The following is a 16,738-nucleotide window of genomic DNA, read 5'->3' as shown; positions in this document are numbered from 1 at the left end:
AACTGCAGGGAGATCAGGTGGGCACGCGGGTTGCTACCGGTTCCCGCATGGGCACCCCGAATTCCGAACACGCGCACTCCCCGAGTCCCGTCACCATGCTGTCACCGCTGGTCAGGGACGTCGACCACTGGGGCGACAAGAGTCTCGCCCAGCTCATCTCGCACGTCTTCGACGCCTACCACGTACCGCTGCGCAAGGACCTCCGGCTGCTCGAGCACCTCACGGAGAGCGCCGCGCTCAGCGGACATCCGGCGGCCCGCGCCATGCTCGTCCTGGCCAACCGCTTCGCGGAGGACGCGCGGCTACACATGCTCCGCGAGGAGAACGAGATCTTCCCCCGCATCCTGTCGGGTCAGGGGCCCCGTTGCGCGACCATCGTCGCCGCGCTGCACATCGACAACCACCAGAGCTGCGAGCGCGGTCGCGGGCTACGTCGCCTGGCGGCGCTCTGCGCCGAGGCGGTGGGCCAGAGCGCCCAGAACACCGAGGCCCCTGCGCTCGACCCCAAGCTGATGAGCGATCTGCATCGCCTGCTCGACCGTTTGCAGATTCAACTCGCCGAGCACCACCGCCTCGAGGAGGAGGAACTCTTCCCGCGTGCGCTCTCGGGGGAGGCGCCCTACGGAGACGACGACTGAGCCGCCCTCAGGGGGTCTCGTCGTCCTCCCCGTCGTCGTCGCCCTCCGGGCCGCCGCGGTCGTCGCCATCCCGCCACTGCTTCATCCGGTGCTGGAGCGTGCGACGGCTCATGTCGAGCAGCTCGGCCGCCTTCGCCGTCGATCCGCCCACCGCCGCCAGCGTCCGCTCGATGGCGAGGCGCTCCAGCTCGGCCATGGTGATGCCCGGGATCAGGTCGTCCAGCCCGCCGCCCGAGGAGGGACGGGGTGCGCGGCGCAGCTGAGGGAATCCGTCGACGTCGATCTCGTCCCCTTCCGTGAGCACGACGGCCCGCTCCACGGCGTTCTCCAGCTCGCGCACGTTGCCCGGCCACGAGTAGCTCACCAGCGCGCGTAGCGCGGCCTCGGTGAAGCCTGCCAGCTGACGGTCGTTCTCTCGGGCGTAGCGGTCGAGGAAGTGGTGCGCCAGCAACGGGATGTCCGTGCGTCGGACACGCAGCGGCGGCACCTCCAGCTGCACGACGTTGAGGCGGTAATACAGGTCTTCGCGGAACGTCCCGTCGGTCACTGCGTTCATCAGGTCGCGGTTGGTGGCGGCCACCACGCGCACGTTGACGTGCACCGTCTCGTTCCCGCCGACGCGCTCGAATTCCTTCTCCTGCAGGAAGCGCAGCAGCTTCACCTGGACGGCCATTGGGATCTCGCTGACCTCGTCCAAGAAGAGCGTACCGCCGTGGGCGGCCTCGAAGCGGCCTCGGCGTCGCTGGAGCGCTCCCGTGAACGCGCCGCGCTCGTGGCCGAAGAGCTCGGATTCGAGGACCGACTCTGCGAGCGCAGCGCAGTTGAGCTTCACGAAGGGCTGTTCGCTGCGTGACGAGTTACGGTGGATGGCCGCTGCGATGAGCTCCTTGCCCGTGCCGGTCTCGCCGTGCACCAGGACCGTGGCCTGGCTCTTCGCGACTTGCAGCACGCTCTTGAACAGGCGCTGCATGGACGGGTGATCGCCGATCAGGTTGCGGGCGTCCAGGCGCTGACCGAGCTGCTCCCGGAGCCGCACGGCGTCGCGTCGGAGTCGCGCGTGTTCGATGGCCCGCTCCACTTGGACCGTGACCGCGCCCATGTCGAGAGGCTTCGTGAGGTAGTTCTCGGCGCCCAGCCGCATCGCGCTCACGGCGGAGTCCACCGACCCGAACGCCGTCATCACCAAGAACGCGCAGTGCGGCGCCTCCACGCGGCCTTGCTCCACCAACGCGAGGCCGTCCATGCCGGGCATCTTCAGATCCGTCAGCACCACGTCGGGCTCGAAGGTGGACAGCTTGAGCAGCGCCGCGCGGCCGTCGGCCGCGGCTTCGACCTCGTAGCCTTCGAGCTGCAGGAGCTGCTGCAGCGCGCTGCGGGCGCTCGGTTCGTCGTCGACGACCAGGACGCGGCCGCGCTCGGTGTGGGTCTCGCTGGTGCTCATCGCGGGGCCACGAAGGATACCTCAGCGACGCGCGACTCGTCGCCATGGTCGCTGATGATGCGGAGACGCACGTGTGCGGGCGCGGTGGATGGGGCGTTGGGTGCTCCCCGCTCCCACGTCGCGAACACGCTGATGCGGGCGGACTCGAGCGCCGGGACCTCTGGGTTCGGGTCGGAGATGCGGTACAGCAACCCGTCGTTCGGGTCGACGGGCTCGATGCGGAAGCGCACCTGCTCGTCGCGCTTGTTGACGAGGTGCAGGTTGAGGATGTCGAGGACGTGGCCTTCGGCGTCGACCGCGAAGGGGGCTCCCGTGCGCAGCAGGTTGACCTCGAAGGCCTGACGACTACTCAGAGCCAGCGTCGCAGCGACGAGGCCCATCACGCCCAGCACGGCATAGAAATACACGCGCGGTCGAAGCACTCGGCGCGCCTTGCCGTCGAGGCCATTGAGCGAGTCGTAGCGCACGAGCCCGACCGGGCGGCTCAGCTTGCGCATCACGTCGTCGCACGCGTCGATGCACTGCGCGCAGCCCACGCACTCCATCTGGAGACCGTTGCGGATGTCGATGCCCGTCGGGCACACCACCACGCAGCGACGACAATCCACGCAGTCCCCTGCGCCGCTGGTGCCCACCTTGCCGCGCGGCTCGCCTCGGGCGGTGTCGTAGCCGATCACCAGCGTGTCGCTGTCGATCAGCGCCGACTGCAGACGGCCGTAGGGGCACACCACGAGGCACAGCTGCTCTCGGAACCAGGCGAAGTTGAAGTAGATGACGCCGCTCATCGCGAGCATCCACACGAACGCCTCCGTGTGCTCGCTCGGGCCGCTGCGCATCATGTCGAGCAGGGCAGGAAGGGACGTGAAGTAGCTGAGCACGAAGTGGCTCATCAAGAACGCGGTGAGCACGAACAGCGCGTGCTTGAGCGTCTTGCGCCACAGCTTGTCCCAGCTCATCGGGCCTTGGTTGCGGCGCATGCGGATGTTGCGCGGCCCCTCGATCAGGCGCTCGATGGGGCGGAACACCCCCTCCAGGAACACCGAGTGCGGGCAGGCATACCCGCACCAGATGCGACCGTAGAGGGTCGTCACGACGAACAACGCGAAGCCGATGCCGCTCAACACGAAGAAGGCCAGCCAGAAGTCCTGCGCGTTCAAGCTGAGGCCGAACAGGAAAAAGCGACGGTGCGCGACGTCGAGAAAGACGGCTGGCCGCCCGCCGACATGAACGAACGGCAGCGCGACGTAGACCGCGATCAGCACCGCGAACACGATGCGTCGCCGCGTGAGGAAGCGCCCGTGCACGTCTGCCGGATGCACGTAGTTGCGGCGTCCATCCACGTGGAGGGAGCTCGCGGGCTCGTCGATGACTGGCAACGGGCGCTTGGACATGACTACTCCTCGGGGCGCGGCGCGGGCTCGTGGACTGGGTCCGCTTCAGCAGGCGCGGGGGCTGCTGCGGCAGCGCCGACATCGCCAGCGACGGCGTCATCCGCGTCGTGCGCCGACTCTCCGTTGGCGGGGGCCGCTTCGTCGGCTTCGGCAGAGGCGGCCTCGGGTGTTCCTTCGGCTCCGCCGGCGGCCTCGGCTCCGCTGGCGGCCTCGGCCCCTTCGGCACCCTCTTCAGGGGCCGCGGCGGCGCCAGGAGACCACAGCTCCCCCTGAGGAGCCTTGCCGTCCACGTCGGTGTTGCGCAGGCTGATCACGTAGGCGGTGACCTGCTGAACGGCGACGGGCCCCAGCACCGCGCCCCAGGGCGGCATGGAGGCTGTCGGGACGCCATCCTGGATCGTGCGGTGGATGTCGACCGGGCTACCGCCGTGCAGCCAGTAGCGGTCGGTCAGGTTGGGGCCGATGTTGCCGCCCGCGTCCTCGCGGTGGCAGACCGCGCACTGACCCGCGAAGGTCTCGCGCCCAGCCGCTATGGCCGCGTCGTCCTGCGCCATCGCGTCCAGCAGCTCGTCCGTGACCTCGCCGCCCGCCGCGGCGGCTGCGGCCAACTCCCCGGCGTACGCTTGCATCGACGAGGGTCCTACGGCGAAGCCCTCGTAGTAGTACCAGTAGCCGACCGCGAAGATGATCGCCCCGTAGAAGGTGAACAACCACCACAGCGGGAGCTCGTTGTCGGCCTCTTCGATGCCGTCGTAGACGTGGATGATCTCGCCTTGGATCTCGTCGCGGCGGTTGCCTTCAGACATGGCTGGGGTTCTCCTGCATAGCTGCGGCGCTCGTGTCGAGCGGTTGCGTGTCGTGCTCCATGGGGAGCTGCGCGAGGGTCTCCACCTGCGCGATGGGGAGCCGGAGCGCGCGCACCGCCATCACCGTGAACAGCGCCATGAAGAGCAGCAGCGCGGCGATGGGGAGAGCGAGCACGGGGCTCTGGGCGAAGAAGTCGGATGCGAGCCAGCTGATCACGGTCGTGCTCCTGTGTTCGAGGCCACCGTCTCGGTCGCCGGGACGTCGTACGTTCCATCGGCCGGCACGCGGCCGACGCGTTGCAGGTAGGCGATGACCGCGGTCATGCGACTGTCCACGACCAGGTCGCAGGTCTCGGGGTCGAGCTCGTCGGTCGGGCACACGCGGACGCCTGCGTCCGTGGCCAAGAAGTCGGCGATCTCCTGTGCTTGCGCGTGGGCTGCGGCCTGGCTGCGCTGGATCTGCTCGGCGCCGTAGGGCACGCCCACCGTGCGCAGCGCGCGCATCTTCGCGGCCGTGCCTTCGAAGTCCAACGCCTCCCCCGCGAGGTGCGCGAAGGGGGGCATGTTGGAGTCGGCCGAGATCTCGCGCGGGTCCATCATGTGGCGGTAGTGCCAGGTGTGAGAGTACTTGCCGCCGATACGCGCCAGGTCGGGCCCGATGCGACGCGAGCCCCACTGGAACGGGTGGTCGAAGATGGAGTCGTCCGGCGTGGAGACCGCGCCGTAGCGGGCCGTCTCCCACGTGAAGGGGCGGATCATCTGCGAGTGGCACGTGTAGCAGCCCTCGCGGATGTAGACGTCGCGTCCCTCCACCTCGAGCGGGCTGTAGGGCACGTTGTTGGTGGTCGCGAGGGCCTCGGGTGCCGCGACGACGCTCGGCACGATCTCCGCGACGCCGCCGACGAGCGCCGCCAACATGGTGAGCGCGGTGAACACCCCCGAGCGCCCTTCGATGAGCGAGTGCCACGTGGGCTTGCCCGGCTGCTTGGCGAGGCTGAGCAGCAGCATGGTGAAGAAGCCGACGGCGAACGCCAACACGACGAAGGTGAGCGACGCCACGACCTCGAGGTAGCCCGCGGCGATGACCAGCCCGATGACGATGGCGCTGACGATGACGGGCGGAGAGAGCACGAGCTGCTTGGGGGAGGGCTCGGCAGCTGCGGGCGTGGCGTCGTCGACCGTGACCTCGGCCTCACCGTTCACGGCCTTGCCGCTGCGCGCGGTGGCCCAGAGGTTCCACGCCATCACGATGAAGCCGACCAGGTACAGCGAGCCGCCGATCAGGCGCATCCAGTACATCGGACGGAGGGCGACCAGCGTCTGGACGAAGTTGCGGTAGGCCAACCCCCCGCCCTCCGCCATCTCGCGCCACATGAGGCCCTGCGTGATCCCCGCAGTCCACATGGACGTGACGTAGAGCAGGATGCCGAACGTGCCGATCCAGAAGTGGAAGTTGGCGGCCGACACCGACTTGAGCTGCGTGCCGTACAGGCGGGGCACCAGCCAGTAGAACATCCCCGCGGCCATGAAGCCGTTCCACCCGAGGGCGCCGGCGTGCACGTGCCCGATGATCCAGTCCGTGTAGTGCGCCAGCGCGCTCACGCTCTTGATGGAGAGCAGCGGGCCCTCGAACGTGGCCATGCCGTAGAAGGTGAGGCCGGCCGCGAAGAACTTGAGGACGGGGTCGGCGCGCAGCTTGTCCCACGCGCCACGCAGCGTCATCAGGCCGTTGAGCATGCCGCCCCAGGAGGGCGCCCACAGCATGAGGCTGAAGATCATCCCGAGGGTCTGCGCCCAGTCGGGGAGCGCCGTGTAGAGCAGGTGGTGCGGGCCGGCCCAGATGTAGATGAAGACCAGGCCCCAGAAGTGGATGATCGAGAGCCGGTAGCTGAAGACGGGGCGGTCCGCCGCCTTCGGCAGGAAGTAGTACATGATGCCGAGGATCGGCGTGGTCAGGAAGAAGGCGACGGCGTTGTGCCCGTACCACCACTGCACCAGCGCGTCCTGGACGCCGGCGAACACCGAGTAGCTCTTCAGCCCTGACACCGGGATGGCCAGGCTGTTGACCACGTGCAGGATGGTCACCGTGACGATGGTCGCGATGTAGAACCAGATGGCGACGTAGAGGTGCTTCTCGCGGCGCCGGGCGAGCGTCCAGAAGAAGTTCGTCGCGAACACCAGCCACACGACGGCGATGGCGATGTCGATCGGCCACTCCAGCTCGGCGTATTCCTTCGCCTGCGTGATGCCGAAGGGCAGGGTGGCCACCGCGGAGAGGATGATGGCCTGCCAGCCGAAGAAGTGGACCCACGACAGGCGGTCGGACGCCATGCGCGCCTTGGCCAGGCGCTGCGTGGAGTAGTACACGCCCGCAAACAGCATGTTTCCGACGAACGCGAAGATCACGGCGTTGGTGTGGAGGGGGCGCAGCCGCCCGAAGCTCAGCCAAGGCGCGACGTTGGCCGGCCACCAGGCGAGCTGCAGCGCGACGACGACGCCGACGAGCATCCCGATGATCCCGAAGATCACGGACGCCCACAAGAAGGCGCGCACGATGCGGTCGTCATACTCAATTCGTTGGGTTTGCATGATCCAGTTCCTGTTCGGGCGTCACGGCGTCGCGTGGCGCGTCATGGGGGTCATCGAGCGGCAAGAGCGCGAGGCGCTCGGTGTGATCGAACGTTCCGTTGTTGGCGTTGGCGATGAACGCGAGGGCTGCGCCCAGGACGAACACGACGCCGATGAAGAGCAGCAGGGTCATCACCTCCATGCGGGCCTCCTCTCGGTCACGGCGTGGGCGCGCGCGTGGCGTGCGCGGCTCATCGCGTGGATCGTGAACGCCACCGTGAAGAGCGAGCTCGCGGGCATCAGCAGCGCGGCGAGCCACGGGCGCATCGCGCCGCTGGCCGCGAGCGCGACCGCGCCGACGTTGTAGGTCACCGCGATGGCGAGGTCGACGCGCACGACGCGCCGCAGGTGCTGTGCGACGTCGAGGGCGCGGACGATCCCGCCCAGGCCGGCGCTGGTCAGATAGAAGTCGCAGCGGCTCGCCACGAACGGCCGGTCGCTTGCGGGGGTGGCGGACACCTCGGCGAGGTCCAATGCGAGCGCGTCGTTGAGGCCGTCACCGACCATCAGCGTCCCCTCACCGCCGAGCGCGCGGACGAACTCGGCCTTGTCGTCGGGGGACGCGTCGCCGACCGCCAGCCCGGGCGGCGTCGTGGGGTCGTCGAGCCCGAGGGCGCTCGCCACGGTGTCCACGCGTGCCTGCCGGTCACCGCTGAGGATGTACGGGGTGATGTCGCGGGCGCGCAGCTCGGCGAGCAGCTCGCGCGAGCGCGGCCTCACGACCTCGTCCGTCGACAGCATCAGGAGCGGTCGCCCATCCCGAGCGAAGACCAGGTCCACGCTGTCGGGCGCGTCGTCGTCGGTCGCCCAACGGGGGGCTCCCAGACGGTAGACGTGCTGGTGATGGGTGACCTCGACGCCGCTTCCGGGCACCTCCAGCACGCGCTCGGCCAGCGCCGCGTCATATGGCGCGCCCCGGAGCGCACGCCGTAGCGCGACGCTCTTGGGGTGGTCCTGCGCGCCGACCAGAGCCTGCAGGGCGCTCACTGCCTGCCGATCGAGCCCGGCCGTCAGCGCGTGGTCACGACCACGCCCCTCGTCATGCACGGCGAGTGCCCCGGTGGTGAGCGTGCCGGTCTTGTCGAACACCACCCGGCGCACCCGCAGCAAGCGGTCCAAGACGCCGCTCTTGCGCAGAAACACCCCCGACCGGCGGAGCTCCGCGTGCGCCAGCTCGTGCGCCAAGGGGACGGCGATGCCGAACGCGCAAGGGCACGTGACCACGAGCACGGCGGTGCAGACGGAGATGGCCTCTGCCCACGACTCACCACGCGCCAGCGTCAGGCCGAGCCCGAGCGCAGCCGCCACGAGCACCCCGACGACGTAGTAGCGCGCCACGCGGGTCCAGAACGCGTCGATGCGCGGTCCGCCCTCCTGCTCGCGCCGCAGCAAGCGCTGCACGGTCGAGTCGGCGAAGCCCTGGGTCGCGACGGCGCGCACGGCGTGCGACCCCAGGTAGAACGCGCCCCCCGGGACGACGCTCCCCTCCGAGAAGGTGCGCGGCTCGCTCTCTCCGTCGATCCAGTCGAGCGAGCAGCGCGCCGGTGCGAGCGCGCGAGCGTCGACGGGCACCAAGTCGCCACGCCGCAGCACCAGCGTGTCGCCAGCCTGCACCTCGCGACACGCGACGAGCTCCTCCAGGCGCGTGTCTTCCCGCAGACGTCGCGTCAGCAGGGAGCGCTGTGCGTCGTCTCCCAGCAGGCGGCGACGCGAGCGCTCGAGCGTGCGCTCCTGCAGGTAGCGTCCCAGCACCATGAACGCGATGAAGACGGCCACGGTGTCGAGGTAGGGCGTTTGGCCGTCGCCGGCCGCGAAGCGCACCGTGGCGCCGGCGTACGCGAGGCCGATGCCCAGCGCGATGGGGACGTCGAAGTGCAGCACGCGCGAGCGCAGCGAGGCCCACGCCGTGCGGAAGAAGACGCTCCCGCCGATCAGCACGCTGAGCGAGGCCCCGACGAAGGTGACCACGTGCACCTGCCGCGCGAGCACGCCCTCCTCGAGGCCCGCGTACTCCGCCAGGGCGAACAGCATGATGTTGCCGGCCAGCGCGAAGCACAGCGCCGCGCGAACGAGGAGGCCATGGCTCTCCGAGCGCTCGCGGTCGTCCGCGGCCGGGCCAGCGCGGTAGCCGAAGCGCGCGAGCTCTGTCAGCCAGGCGCGCAGCGGGAAGCCCGGCGAGAGCTGCAGCGAGGCCCTGCCGAGCGCGGGGTTGAGCTCGATGCGTGAGGGGGTCCCGGCGTTCTGCGCCTGGCGCGTGAAGGTCTTCTCAATCAGCCACACGCACGCGCCGCAGTGCACGCCATCGACGTCGATGGTCGCGCGCAGCGTCCCCGAGGGTCCCTCGCGCTCCGCAGCCTCCAGCGCGCCCTCGAGCTGCTCGAGCCAGACGCCCGCCGCGAACGCCTCCTGCTCCCGACGCGCCTGTCCCGGTCCACGGCGCAGGTCGTAGTAGCGCGTGAGCCCCTCGGCCTTCAGCAGGTCGTAGACGGCCTCGCAGCCCTGACAGCAGAAGCGCGCGCCCTCTTCCTCCACGGGGAGGCCGCAGTGTGCGCAGGAGACGGGTGCCACCATGCCGATCATGGGCGCCTCGCGACGGGGGCCGCACGGACCGCGCCCGTGTCGGAGTGGCAGGCGGCTCCCTCGTTCGCGCCACCCAGCAGCTGCGGAAACGCCCGCACGCTCACGATGGCTGCTCCGAGCACCAAGACGGCGGCGACGACCCGTGCGCCGGCGCGGGATTGGCGGAGCAGCGCGCTCGCCCACACGCTCGTGGCCAGCCCAGCGCCCGTCGCCGTGGCGAAGGCCGCGCCCGTCAAGGCGCCACCCCACGCGGAGCCGGCGCCAGCCGCCAGCAAGGCCAGCGTCAGGAGCGCCCCGCAGGGCAACAGCGCGCTGAGCGCTCCAACGAGCAGGGGCGAGCCCAGCCATGGGCGAACGGCCTTTGCCCAGCGTCCGGTGGCGGACGCGGTCCGAGCCGGAGCGCTCCGTGACGCCCGCAGCGGGACCAGCTCCACGTCACGGGGGCGCTGCGCGCCCTCGTGTGTCTTGGACGTCGTCCGCGCTCGAGCGCCGCTGCGAACGAGGGAGAAGGCCGCCCACAGGAGCCCTGCGGCCAACACTACGCTCGTCAGCGTGGAGGCCATCGTGCGCGAGAGCGGCAGCGTGCCCAGCTGCAGCACGCCGCCCGCGACCGCACCCAGCACGCTGTACGACACCGTGCGACCCACCTGATAGGCAGCGCCGTCACGCGGCCCCGAGCACACCCCGGCCACCAGCGGCCCGCACATGCCCATGCAGTGCGGCACGCTGCTGACGCCGGCGACGAGGCCTGCGGTGATCGACGCGAGCATAGGGCCCATGCTCAGCGCGTCCTCGGGGGGTAGGGGGGCACGAGCGGGCCCTTTGCAACCGCCGGACCAACACCCTCGAAGGCCCCGTCAGCGCAGCATTTGCGCGTTCTGGGTGACCTCGGGCCGTATCAGGCGCAGGTCCTGCGCCGTCGGTGGGCCGCGCGCAGCCCTTGCGTGCGTGGCCGTCGGCTCGCGACCAACGCGTCTACGCGAACGAGAGGCCCAGCTCGTCCATGGCGCGCTCCAGCTCCTCGCGGAACCGCGTGACGCTGCCCCGGCATCCGTCGAGGGCCCCCGCGTCCAACAGCAGCACCAGGCCCTGGCTCGTATGGGCGACGACACAAGGCGTCCGGCCCTCCGTGAACTGCAGGAGCTCGGGGACGCGCTCGTCCAGGTGTACGTTGCGCAGCGGCACGGGCAGCGCCTCCCGGCAGGCGGCGAACCCCCGCTTCTCGCGCACCCCGGCGTGCGTGATGTCGCACAGCGCGCAGTGCGCCGTGCCCATGAGCTTGCCCAGGGCGTACGTCAGCTCGCCACGCAGCGACCCGTCTGCCTGGTACACCCCGGTCAGGGCCGTGACCACACGCATCAGCGGGGCCACCCGAGCACCATCACCACCGCGATGGAGTTGGGCGCCTGCCCAGGTCGGTCTCCTTGCGCCACGCCGATGCCCAGCGTCGTCACGTCGGGGTCGAAGGTGGGCTCCAGGCGCCCGGCGTCCTCGATGCGCGTGACCACCGTCATCAAGGCTCCGACGCGACGGTACGCGATGGCGTAGCGGCGGAGGGCCGCGCTAGCGCGGTCCGTCACGTCTTGCTCACTGAGGCTGGGGTCCGCGAAGTACGCCTCGGCCGCTTCTTGCGCCGCTTGCGCGAGCAGCTCGTCGGAGGCCACGGGCCCCGTGCGGCGCGCTCTGCGCCCCTCGTTGATGGCGGCGAGCAGCGCGGCCGGCGCCGCTGCCGTGTCGATCCGAGCGGTCATCTGCGTGAAGACCTGGGTCGCCAGGAACGCGGTCCGGTCGCCATCGGGGACGGCCACCACGGCGATGCCCAGGTGGGTCACACGCGGCTCGAGGATGTTCGCGCGGTGCCCCGGGCTGTCCATCAAGCCACGGTGCAGCTCGTCGGCGCTGTACCCACGCGCCACGTTCTCCAGCATCAGCCCGCTGGCGAAGCCCGCAGCCGTGAGGCGCATCGCTGGGGTGCCCGTGGTGGGCGAGTCGTGCCCCACGAAGTCCGCGGCCACCATGTCACGGCAGTGCGCTTCGGCTACCTCGCTCAGACCTGGGTGCAGCGTGAGCTCGGGGGCGCCCGCGCGTCGGCGCTCCTCGGCGATGCGCGCGATGAGCGCCTCTCGTACGTCGTCGGCCGTGGAGACCCCTGGCGTGTCCGCCGCTGACACCGCGAGGCGGGTCGGCGCCGGTTCGTCCACGTACAGCTGGAAGTTTGCCACCACCGTGATGCCTGCGCTCCCGCGCGCGAGCAGCTCCACCGCATAGGTGCCGGACTCCGCGAGCAGCAGCCGCACCTGGAAGCGCGGCCCGGACCCCGCAGGCGAGCGCTGCGTGTGCCCGTCGGGGTGCACCACTACGACCTCGGGGTTGCGGAGGTCGCCCAGCAGGTTCCCCGACAAGACGAGCGGCCCGGCGCTGCGCACGCGTTGGACGGGCGTCAGATCCACTCCGCGGCGCGTGAGGACCACCACGGCGATGCGCTCGTCGCCGTGTGGGACGGTGGCGACCCCCAGGTGCGTGAAGCGGCCCGGGATGAGCAGCGCAGGCAGCTGCTCCTGGAGCCCCAGCCGCGCCCCCTCCAGGTCCGCGTAGGCGGCGTGGGACACCGAGGGCACCGGCTCGGCGATGCCCAGGTGACGCGCGAAGAACTGGACGACCTCGGCGCTTGGCGCCGCACCTTGCTCCACGACCTCACGTCCCACGCGCGCCGCGAGCTCGGAGAGGCGCCCGTCCAACGTGAGCGGTGCGCCCTGCGCGGCACCCACCTCGATGGTCGTCTGTGCGAGCTGGCCCGCGTCGTCGTCCAGCGGCGGCTGTTCCTCCGCCGTGGTGCCGTACTCGGTGGCCCCGGGCCCCTCCACCACGACGTAGCGGGCGGCGCGGCCCGTGGTGGGCCCGCTGCTCCCTCCGCCTCCTCCGCAGCCTGCCACTGCGGACAGGAGCCACATGATCAAAGCAGCGCGCGCGACCAACGAGACGGGAGGGTGGACCATCAGGAGCATCCGAGTAGGGGTGAGATGACGAGAGCGTGAGCCGCGGCTCAGTGTGCCCACGGGTCCACCACGTCAGTCACGCGAGGCTGCGCCATGGTAGGTGGCGGTTGCGGCGTGTTCGCTGCCGGCGGAGGAACGGAGGGCGGGGTGTCCGAGGCGACCCGGGTGCCATCGGGGCGCGAGTGGCCGCGACGCGAGCGCGACTCTTCCTGCAAGCGCACCTCGATGGACTCTGGCGAGTGCGCCGAGATCGCCACACGCGCGGGCTCGTACCCGTCCAGCGTGACGTTGAGCGCCGTCGATGCATCGTCGGTCGGCCGCGGGAGCTCGAGCGGGGTGTTGCCGATGAGGGCGCCATCGTGCTCGACCATGGCGCCTGGTGGGTCGGTCGTGATTCGGATCAGAGCGCGTGGGGCTTCGATGACCACCTCGTCCGACGGGGGTCCTGGGACGGTGCCGGCGGCGGGGAGCTCCGGGGCGGCTGGTTGCGCTGCGGGCGAACCGCTCGCACCACCTTGTGCGGGGAGGGGCGTCACTTCGCTCACGACGCGCGGCACGTCGGCGTTTGCGGTCTGTGGGTCCGCCCCTCGCGGTTGCATCAACGCCATGGCCGCGCCGCCGATGCCCCCCAGCAGCAAGAGCACCATGACGACTCCGAGCACTACCCACTTTCCGCGACCGCCGCCGTGGGAGCCGGAGGTCGGTCGGCGCAACGAGGGCGTCGCCAGCTTGCCCGCCACGTTTCGGGGGGGGGGCGCTTGGCTGGCGGAGCGGCCGATGGAGACGGGGGCGATGGAGTCCACCGCGCGCAGGTCCCCGATCAGCGCGTCCATGCTGGGGTAGCGTTCCTCGGGACGCTTGGCCAAGCACCGCAGGATGATGGGCTCGGCTGGCAGCTGCGCGGCTGCGACCCTCTCACGCGGCGGCACGGGGGCCTCGAACATGTGCTTGCTGAGGATGCCCATGAACGTGTCGCCGTCGAACGGCAGCGTCCCCGTGAACATCTCGTACATGATGATGCCGAGCGCGTAGATGTCGGTGCGCGCGTCGATGGTCTGACCGGCGGCCTGCTCGGGCGACATGTAGTGTGGCGTGCCGAACACCATGCCGGTCTTGGTGAGCTTGCTGTTCGCCCCCCCGACCTTCGCGATGCCGAAGTCGAGCACTTTGACGAAGTGGTTCTGCTGCCCGCGTCGGATGAGGAAGATGTTGTCCGGCTTGAGGTCGCGGTGGACGATGCCGCGGCCGTGAGCGGCGCTCAACGCCGAGGCCACTTGCTCGATGATCCCTAGGGCCTCGTCGCCGTTCATCGACCCGCCCTGTTCGATGAGCTGCGTCAGGGACTGCCCCTCGAGGTACTCCATGACGAAGTAGGACGTTCCGTCGGGCAGGCGACCGAAGTCGGTGATGTCGATGATGTTCGCGTGCCCGATGGATGACGACGCCTGCGCCTCCTGCACGAAGCGCTGCACGACCTCGTCGTCGCGTGCCATCTCGCCGCGCAGCACCTTCAGCGCCACGCGCTTGCCCAGCGTCACGTGCATGGCGGCGTAGACCACGCCCATGCCGCCCTCACCGAGGACGCGGTCCACGCGGTAGCGCCCGTCGACCACGGTGCCCAAGAGCGGGTCCGTGGCGGTCGTCGGCTCCTCGGGCAGCGGCTGGGTCGGCTGCCCGTCCGTCGGGCAGAACCTCACCTCCTGCGAGAAGCGCGAGGCGCATGCGGGACACATTCGCATCGCGTCAGCTTACCATCCGTGGTCGACCCGCGCGCAACCACGCTGCGCGCAAACGCGCAACGGCGAAGCGGCGCGTCGTATCGAGCGCCACTTCGCCGTGCGGGGCTGTGCGGGAGTGACCCCGCGTCAAGCGGGGAAGCCCGTGCCGCAGTTCGCGCAGAACTTCGCGCCGGCCGCGCCCTGTGTGCCGCACGACGGACAGAAGCGCGGCGCGGGGCTCAGGTTGGTGCCGCACTCGGCGCAGAACTTGCCAGGAGGAACGTTCGCGGAGCAGCCCGGGCACTGCACCGTCCCGCCAGCCGCTGCCGGGGCCGCCGCCGCAGCCGGGGGAGGCTGCTGCTGGGGCATCTGCTGACCGGGCTGCATGGAGCCCATCATCATGTTCGCCATGCCGAAGCCCGCGCCGAGGCCAGCGCCGGCCATCATGCCGCCACCGCCGCCGCCTTCGCCGCCGCCCTTGGCCATGCCCTCGCCTGCGCCCATCATGGCCTTGCCGGCCGCGTAGGCGCCGAAGTTGCCGCCCGCCAGGCCCTGAACGTAGCGCGCGTCCTGCTGGAACTGCTGGTCCAGCTCGAACTGCTTCTGCGCGGCCTGCGCCTGGGCCGTGCTGATGCCGATCTGCGCTGCCCGCGCCGCGCGCTTGGCCGAGCCGATCTCCGCCTGCGCGGCCTTGAGCTGCGCCTCCTCCTCTTCATCGAGGTTGACCCGGAACTCGCCCACGTCGGTGATCTGCACACCGATGTCGTTGAGGTCCGGGCAGCGCTGCAGGAAGGTCTGCGCCAGCTGCTGCTGGAGACGCATGAGCTGCAGGATGCTCTTCTGCTCCGCCTCCATCACCTCGCCGAGCACGGTGGTGACCGAGTTCATGAACTTGCCCGTGAGCCAGCGCGCGACCTCTTCGTTGGTGCCGGTCTGCTGCAGGCCCACGTAGTTCACGATGAAGCGCTCGGGGTCGAAGATGCGGAACGCGTACTCGCCGAAGATGCGCGGCGACACCATCTCGCCCAGCATCGGATCCTCGATGTAGCCGAGCGCGCCGCCGAAGCGCTGCCCGTAGATGGGACGCATGGTGACGAAGTAGAGGTCCGTCACGAAGATGTTCCCGCCCGTGACGCTGTCGACCAGGCGGCCGAGGATGGGGATGTTCTGCGAGGTCAGGGTGTGGCGCTGGCCCACGCCCGCCGTCCGCAGCGCGCCCACGAGCCCACCGTCGCGGAAGAACACGGCCGCTTCGTCGGCGTCCACCGTGAGCTGCGCCCCCGTCGGGATCGTGTTCTCGGGGTGCTTGTAGACGATCAGGTTCTTCTTGTCGTCCGGACGCTGGATCAGCATCTCCTGGATGCCGTCCTTGACGAAGTTCATAACCCTTCCGAAGACCATTCGAGACTCCTCTTCCGCACATGGATGTGAGTGCGCGTGGGGACACCATACCGGAGTGCGCGGCGCCTGACTACAGTGCACCTCACCCGCCGAGCCGGAACGAACCGTTGTACGCCCCACGTGCCGGTCTATTCCCTACCCGGGGGCGGCCGGTGTCCAGCGCAGGCGCTGCAGCCGGCGGCAGGGGGCGCGCAGGCACCGGGGGCGTGTGAGGGTCAGTGCGGTCCACCATGCGTCAGGGTGCGCCCGCTTTCCGTGACGACCGTTCCGCGATACACCTCGCCGGATGTCCTTCTTCGAGCTGGTGCGGCCCCAGGGTGACCCCGGCCCGGTCGTGGTGGAGGTGCCGCATGCGGGCCTCGCCGTGCCGGAGCAGGTGGCCGACGAGCTGCTGGCGCCGAAGGACGCTCTCATGCGGGACGCCGATCCCTGGGTGGACGAGCTCTTCGCAGACGCGCCACAGGTCGGCGCCACACTGCTCTGCGCCAAGGTCTCCCGCTACGTGGTGGACCTCAACCGCGCTGCGACGGACGTCGACCCGCTCTCGGTGCTGCGTGGTCCGCGGGTGCCCCGTCCAGGCGGGCGGGGCGTCATCTGGCGCATCGCGACCGACGGCGCGCCCGTCCTGCGTCGGCCGCTGAGCGCAGAGCGCTACGCGAAGCGCATCGAGCTGTTCTACACGCCCTATCACACACAGCTTCGCCTTCTGCTGGACGAGACCGTCGCGCGCCACGGCTTCGCCATCCTGTTGGCTGGGCACTCCATGCCGTCCATGGGGCGCGACGTGCGCGGCGGGCCCATCCTCACGCGGGCCGACATCGTGCCGGGAAGCCTCGGTCGCTCGTCGGCTGCCGTGAGCGTGATCGACGCCATCGACGACCACTTCCGCAGCGCGGGCTTCAGCGTGGCGCACGACGCACCCTACCGAGGGGGGCACAGCACCGCCCACTACGGACGTCCCAGCGAGGGCGTGCATGCCGTGCAACTCGAGCTCAACCGCGCGCTGTACATGGATGAGCGCGACAGCCGACCGAAGGACCAACACTTCGAGGCACTCCGCGCGAGCCTCCGTCAGCTCGTCGCGCGTCTCGGGCGGCTGCCACGCCCAACACCGAGCAGCAACACGGGGTAGAGCCGGG

14 protein-coding genes are annotated in these 16,738 nt (G+C 70.2%); 2 read left to right on the top strand and 12 right to left on the bottom strand.

Annotated features, from left to right (window positions below; genetic code table 11):
- Positions 1–47 precede the first annotated feature (47 nt).
- The gene (locus tag H6726_07215) at positions 48–638 is read left to right on the top strand and encodes a hemerythrin domain-containing protein (GenBank protein ID MCB9657424.1); all 591 of its coding nucleotides are present in this window, start codon (positions 48–50) and stop codon (positions 636–638) included.
- Between the two features lie 7 nt (positions 639–645).
- Here H6726_07215 and H6726_07210 read toward each other — a convergent pair whose 3' ends face one another.
- The 12 genes from H6726_07210 to H6726_07155 all read right to left on the bottom strand — a co-directional run bounded on the left by H6726_07210 (position 646) and on the right by H6726_07155 (position 15,581).
- Positions 646–2,079, bottom strand: a complete 1,434-nt coding sequence (locus H6726_07210) for a sigma-54-dependent Fis family transcriptional regulator (protein ID MCB9657423.1) — start codon at positions 2,077–2,079, stop codon at positions 646–648.
- Entirely contained in the window at positions 2,076–3,470 is a 1,395-nt protein-coding gene (gene ccoG / locus H6726_07205) for a cytochrome c oxidase accessory protein CcoG (protein ID MCB9657422.1), read from the bottom strand. The genes H6726_07210 and ccoG overlap by 4 nt, the downstream gene beginning before the upstream one ends.
- A 2-nt stretch (positions 3,471–3,472) precedes the next feature.
- Positions 3,473–4,276, bottom strand: a complete 804-nt coding sequence (locus tag H6726_07200; protein ID MCB9657421.1) for a c-type cytochrome — start codon at positions 4,274–4,276, stop codon at positions 3,473–3,475.
- Entirely contained in the window at positions 4,269–4,493 is a 225-nt protein-coding gene (locus H6726_07195; protein MCB9657420.1) for a hypothetical protein, read from the bottom strand. The genes H6726_07200 and H6726_07195 overlap by 8 nt, the downstream gene beginning before the upstream one ends.
- Positions 4,490–6,865 carry a cytochrome-c oxidase, cbb3-type subunit I gene (ccoN, locus tag H6726_07190; protein ID MCB9657419.1) on the bottom strand — a complete coding sequence of 792 codons (2,376 nt, stop codon included), beginning with the start codon at positions 6,863–6,865 and terminating at the stop codon, positions 4,490–4,492. The genes H6726_07195 and ccoN overlap by 4 nt, the downstream gene beginning before the upstream one ends.
- Complete coding sequence (locus H6726_07185) at positions 6,846–7,046, bottom strand: hypothetical protein (protein MCB9657418.1); 201 nt, start codon at positions 7,044–7,046, stop codon at positions 6,846–6,848. Before H6726_07185 ends, ccoN begins: the two co-directional genes overlap by 20 nt.
- Complete coding sequence (locus H6726_07180) at positions 7,037–9,484, bottom strand: heavy metal translocating P-type ATPase metal-binding domain-containing protein (GenBank protein MCB9657417.1); 2,448 nt, start codon at positions 9,482–9,484, stop codon at positions 7,037–7,039. Before H6726_07180 ends, H6726_07185 begins: the two co-directional genes overlap by 10 nt.
- Positions 9,481–10,254 carry a sulfite exporter TauE/SafE family protein gene (locus H6726_07175; protein MCB9657416.1) on the bottom strand — a complete coding sequence of 258 codons (774 nt, stop codon included), beginning with the start codon at positions 10,252–10,254 and terminating at the stop codon, positions 9,481–9,483. The genes H6726_07180 and H6726_07175 overlap by 4 nt, the downstream gene beginning before the upstream one ends.
- Positions 10,255–10,459: 205 nt before the next feature.
- Entirely contained in the window at positions 10,460–10,855 is a 396-nt protein-coding gene (locus H6726_07170; protein ID MCB9657415.1) for a hypothetical protein, read from the bottom strand.
- On the bottom strand, positions 10,843–12,480 hold the full coding sequence (locus H6726_07165) for a CAP domain-containing protein (protein ID MCB9657414.1): 1,638 nt from the start codon (positions 12,478–12,480) through the stop codon (positions 10,843–10,845). The genes H6726_07170 and H6726_07165 overlap by 13 nt, the downstream gene beginning before the upstream one ends.
- A gap of 47 nt (positions 12,481–12,527) precedes the next feature.
- Positions 12,528–14,213, bottom strand: coding sequence for a protein kinase (locus H6726_07160; GenBank protein ID MCB9657413.1), 1,686 nt, complete (start codon positions 14,211–14,213; stop codon positions 12,528–12,530).
- 132 nt (positions 14,214–14,345) lie between these two features.
- Positions 14,346–15,581: an SPFH domain-containing protein gene (locus tag H6726_07155; protein MCB9657412.1), complete on the bottom strand. Its 1,236-nt coding sequence runs from the start codon at positions 15,579–15,581 to the stop codon at positions 14,346–14,348.
- 304 nt (positions 15,582–15,885) lie between these two features.
- Here H6726_07155 and H6726_07150 point away from each other — a divergent pair, with 304 nt between their 5' ends.
- Positions 15,886–16,731: an N-formylglutamate amidohydrolase gene (locus tag H6726_07150; GenBank protein ID MCB9657411.1), complete on the top strand. Its 846-nt coding sequence runs from the start codon at positions 15,886–15,888 to the stop codon at positions 16,729–16,731.
- The last annotated feature ends 7 nt before the right edge of the window (positions 16,732–16,738 follow it).

Source organism: Sandaracinaceae bacterium (genome assembly GCA_020633055.1).
Taxonomy (GTDB): domain Bacteria; phylum Myxococcota_A; class Polyangia; order Polyangiales; family Houyiibacteriaceae; genus JADJJE01.
The sequence above is the reverse complement of the archived record's forward strand: the minus strand, read 5'-3'. Positions and strand labels throughout refer to the sequence as shown.

What these genes read in the sequence shown, in the direction of transcription:
- H6726_07155 (MCB9657412.1), bottom strand. Translation starts at nt 15,581, where the DNA reads ATGAACTTCGTCAAGGACGGCATCCAGGAGATGCTGATCCAGCGTCCG.
- H6726_07150 (MCB9657411.1), top strand. Translation starts at nt 15,886, where the DNA reads ATGTCCTTCTTCGAGCTGGTGCGGCCCCAGGGTGACCCCGGCCCGGTC.
- H6726_07165 (MCB9657414.1), bottom strand. Translation starts at nt 12,480, where the DNA reads ATGGTCCACCCTCCCGTCTCGTTGGTCGCGCGCGCTGCTTTGATCATG.
- H6726_07160 (MCB9657413.1), bottom strand. Translation starts at nt 14,213, where the DNA reads ATGTGTCCCGCATGCGCCTCGCGCTTCTCGCAGGAGGTGAGGTTCTGC.
- ccoN (MCB9657419.1), bottom strand. Translation starts at nt 6,865, where the DNA reads ATGCAAACCCAACGAATTGAGTATGACGACCGCATCGTGCGCGCCTTC.
- ccoG (MCB9657422.1), bottom strand. Translation starts at nt 3,470, where the DNA reads ATGTCCAAGCGCCCGTTGCCAGTCATCGACGAGCCCGCGAGCTCCCTC.
- H6726_07185 (MCB9657418.1), bottom strand. Translation starts at nt 7,046, where the DNA reads ATGGAGGTGATGACCCTGCTGCTCTTCATCGGCGTCGTGTTCGTCCTG.
- H6726_07175 (MCB9657416.1), bottom strand. Translation starts at nt 10,254, where the DNA reads ATGCTCGCGTCGATCACCGCAGGCCTCGTCGCCGGCGTCAGCAGCGTG.
- H6726_07180 (MCB9657417.1), bottom strand. Translation starts at nt 9,484, where the DNA reads ATGATCGGCATGGTGGCACCCGTCTCCTGCGCACACTGCGGCCTCCCC.
- H6726_07215 (MCB9657424.1), top strand. Translation starts at nt 48, where the DNA reads ATGGGCACCCCGAATTCCGAACACGCGCACTCCCCGAGTCCCGTCACC.
- H6726_07210 (MCB9657423.1), bottom strand. Translation starts at nt 2,079, where the DNA reads ATGAGCACCAGCGAGACCCACACCGAGCGCGGCCGCGTCCTGGTCGTC.
- H6726_07200 (MCB9657421.1), bottom strand. Translation starts at nt 4,276, where the DNA reads ATGTCTGAAGGCAACCGCCGCGACGAGATCCAAGGCGAGATCATCCAC.